Below are 3,658 nucleotides of genomic sequence, written 5' to 3' on the forward strand. Positions count from 1 at the left end.
TGTCGTAGTACCCTAATAAAAGAGAAATTACCGCTTCTGGCCTATTTTGGCGATTTCTGTGCCTCTATTTAGGATATGTCCACAGGTTTCGGCGACCTTCGGATGAGTGGTTCCGTCTGCCAAATCTCTTGCGCGCGGAGCAGAAGTGCATGTCGATCAGTGTTGGAGCCGAGTTCTTCAATTGCGCGTCGTGCCGCATGAAGCGCTCTCTCGGATGGCACAAGTCCAGTTGTTCCGAGCCCTCGTGTTCTAGCTCGGCGGCCTATGGCTCCCTGGTCTGCATATCGATATTCATGAAGTCGGGCCCAGCTCTGGAGATTCTCCAAAGCCTCACTCTGTCGCGGAAACGTACGCAACAGACTCCGCGCTGCCCGGTTGTTTCGCGCCACCCGATAGGCAGTGCGAAGCAACGGGTGCTTTGATCCGAGTTCAATCGCAGCGAGAACAATTGTTCTTTGGGCTTGGTTCTCAGAGATCAGCGCATCTGCATCCGCCAATTTCCACAATCGCAGAAGGTCTGACGTTTGTCTGAACTGATGCAGGCTTTGTTGGTCGCCAGAGACTACAGCTGACGCCAATCTTTTAGCCCCCTGAACCGCACGCGCTTTCATACGCTTTGAGATACCAGCATGCGGACATGTCGATACCAGAGACCGACCGCAACTTTCACAGTTTGTCGACCAAGCAAACCGCCAGTGGCGCAATACCAGATCCGGCGTTTGCTCTTGGCAATATGTGCAGGTCTGAAAGTCATGTGTTGCCAGATAGTTCAATGAGCGGGCGCTCAAATTTGGCAATGTCATCGCCGCAATCTCGGTACGTTTTCTTCCAACAGCCGCGCACAATCGGTCTACACAAACTTGCTCAAGGTCGCTCGAGCGGTCGGGCACCCTGCCCCTTTGCAAGCCAAGATAGCCGCACAGTTCTTCGGTTGAACAGTGATTGGCTTGTGCCAGCCGGGTAAGCCAGCTCGAAAGCAGTTCATCGCATAGGGGTGGTGGTCGGCGGGGCAGAAGCTTGATGGTCACTCGGCCTCAACGGCCGTCTCAAGCGGAACCGTCCACGCATGTTTGTTCCAGGTCGGCCGCCATGTCGCGACAGCCTCATCCGTAATCCTCTCTTCCCCAGAATGAATCGCATCGATGGCCAGAGACTTAATCATGATAAAGACGCGGGACGTGACCCCGCCGGTCACCTTCAGGATGGTTCGGAGCGAAGCAACGGTCAGGCCCGAAGGTTTTTCCAGCGCCATGGCCGCGATCAGTGTTTGGATCAGACGTGAGAACTCTACATCGTCTTCCCAAAGCGGCAAAAAATGTTCATCCAACCGGCGCGCAAGCTGGTCATCGCCACGGACGGCATCAAGCGCTTCGTTAACGCCAAAGACCACGAGCGATACGCTAAGCTCATTTGCGAGGAACCGTAGCATGTTGAGGAACCGACGTTGCTCCCTGTAACTGCCGGCAAGCAGATTGTGCACCTCGTCAATCATGAGCATTTTCAGGTCCATGTCTCTGAGATGGTTCAGCGCCCGAACCTCCAGTTCCGAGACTGTGCGACGCCCCCACATGGGCGCGCCAATCGTAGATAGTAAGTGTTGGTAGAACCTTCTCTCATCCGGCGCGGGTGGTGCCTGAAGCAGCAATACAGGTGTCTTGGTGATCCCGAGATCACTCTTGTATTGAGTGGGATACTTGCTCGCCATACGTTTGGCGATCATCGTCTTCCCGATGCCAGAGCTCCCATAGACCATCAAACCTGGCATGCGACTTTGTCGCGGTGTTTCCATCAATGATGTCAATCGATTGAGGACAATCGTTGCACGATCAAAAGCGATCCAATGGTCGCTGCGAATGCGGTCAATTCTTTCGTTTTGGGTCATGAAATTCATCTATGGGATAGGTTGGAAGATCAGGGTTGCCGGTATCAATCGCGAACATTTCACGAGAAGGGTCGCGCTGCTTTGGGGCCTTTGACAGGCGCGCATCCCGCTCTTTACCCAGCCTGGCTGCCTTGGTTTTCTGGCGCGCTGCCTCGGCCAGACGCCTTTGCGCGTCTACCATATCAAACAGCGCCTTTTCGTGGATCCGCCCACCGTGCTTTTCTTTCCATTCTTTGCGGGCGCGGCGACTTTCCCAAAGAGAGATTTCGGGATGACTGAGATTTCGGTAGCGCGCTTCGATCATGCGACCATCGTCTACCTGCACCCAAATCTTCGATAGGTTCCGCGGATCAAATCTGACTTGCGCCTTCTCTTTGCCCCGCCCGATCAAGGACGCAAACGCATCATTCCAGTAGCGCACTTCAAAAAGCGTGATCCCTGTGCGGCCAAGCTTGCGCCATTCAAAAGGCATGAAGCTCGATCGAAACGCGTCCACATCGACAACTTGCCGCCCTGCTGTATCGCCACCCAAATCGCTCCAGGCAGCAAGAGGTGTCCGGCCAAGAGCCCGATGCGGGGTGTTGTGATACCGACAGATTTCAAGATGAAGCCAGTCTTCAAACTCAGCAAGCGTCAAAGTCGCGTTTTGTTCGCTGTTATAGTCACCCTTGTCTTTGGGTGACGAGTGCGTGGTTCCAGGCAATACGTGAACCGAACCCATAGTTGTACCGATCAAGCGCTCAATGTGACCTCCGTAATGCTTGCCGCCCTTGGGACGATAGGAAACATCAATGCCCCAATCCTCGCACGCGGACTTGAACGCTCTGCTGCGGAACTCCTGGGCATTGTCCACATGAACAGCCTTCGGAATACCAGCCGTAGGCCAGGTAAGCTCTTCAAGGGTGCCGGGCACATGCACTGTCTTTCGGCGCACGCAATGGTCGAGACAAAGCGCAACCGACAGAACGGACGGTGCATCGAAACTCACGTATACGCCCAACACCACACGCGTGGTGACATCGATCGCCATCGTCAGGTTCGGCCGCGCAAGAGGCTGTCGATCGATGTGATCGACCAAAAATACATCGGCCTTGGTATGATCGATTTGCACGACGTCGAGTGGGTCGGGAACGTCGAGTTTGCCAGGACGCGCTGCGAACAATTGTCCAGCTACGTCCGCGCCATGTCGCTTTGAGATGACCTTACGCTGGTCCATCGCATCTAGCCGCCGCTTAACTGTTCGACGGGTCGGAGGCTGGAAGCCCTTTGCATCACACTCTGAGCGTATCTCACGCCAAATGCGCAAAAAACTTGAACGTTCTCGAACCAGATAGTAGCGGCTAAGGGTGGTGCTGATGATGCGCTCCACATCCGGAGCAAGACGCCCTTTTCCAGGTTTAGGCCCGCGCCGACCCGGTTGCAGCGCAACGGATCGAGCATCGTTCTCTTTGAGACGACGGTAAAGCTTCCAAGTATAGCTTTTGGAAAGACCCAACTCCCATGCCGCGTCGCCAATGGCACGACCAATTGGGTCGCCCTTTTTTTCAAGCTCAAGAAGCGGCCGCAGAATAGCAGCACGATGTTTCGCAACGGCTTCAGATTTCACAGCGCGTCTTCATCACAAATCGCCGAAAGTTATCCACAGATAATCTTGTATCCTAAATTAGGGTACAGTATCCTAATTAAAGGTACAATGCCACAAATAGAGGTACAAGCAGCCATTGAAAAGTCAGGGAAAAATTAGCCTCTATTCTCTTTAATTAGGGCACAACGACA

The 3,658-nt window shown here is 54.0% G+C and carries 3 protein-coding genes; all 3 read right to left on the reverse strand.

Going from position 1 to position 3,658, the window contains the following annotated elements; translation table 11 throughout:
- Positions 1-68 precede the first annotated feature (68 nt).
- Genes AC5EFR_RS23420 through AC5EFR_RS23430 form a run of 3 tightly spaced genes read right to left on the reverse strand, consistent with a single transcriptional unit; the run spans position 69 to position 3,377 of the window.
- Positions 69-1,028, reverse strand: coding sequence for a TniQ family protein (locus AC5EFR_RS23420; RefSeq protein ID WP_111368995.1), 960 nt, complete (start codon positions 1,026-1,028; stop codon positions 69-71).
- Positions 1,025-1,882 carry a TniB family NTP-binding protein gene (locus AC5EFR_RS23425; protein WP_229678661.1) on the reverse strand — a complete coding sequence of 286 codons (858 nt, stop codon included), beginning with the start codon at positions 1,880-1,882 and terminating at the stop codon, positions 1,025-1,027. The genes AC5EFR_RS23420 and AC5EFR_RS23425 overlap by 4 nt, the downstream gene beginning before the upstream one ends.
- Positions 1,860-3,377 (reverse strand): TnsB C-terminal domain-containing protein, encoded by a 1,518-nt coding sequence (locus AC5EFR_RS23430; protein WP_386259320.1) that lies wholly within the window; start codon positions 3,375-3,377, stop codon positions 1,860-1,862. Before AC5EFR_RS23430 ends, AC5EFR_RS23425 begins: the two co-directional genes overlap by 23 nt.
- Positions 3,378-3,658: the final 281 nt, after the last annotated feature.

It is taken from the genome of Pelagimonas sp. (genome assembly GCF_058892305.1).

Coding starts and splice junctions, on each gene's coding strand:
- AC5EFR_RS23425 (WP_229678661.1), bottom strand. CDS start 1,882: ATGACCCAAAACGAAAGAATTGACCGCATTCGCAGCGACCATTGGATC.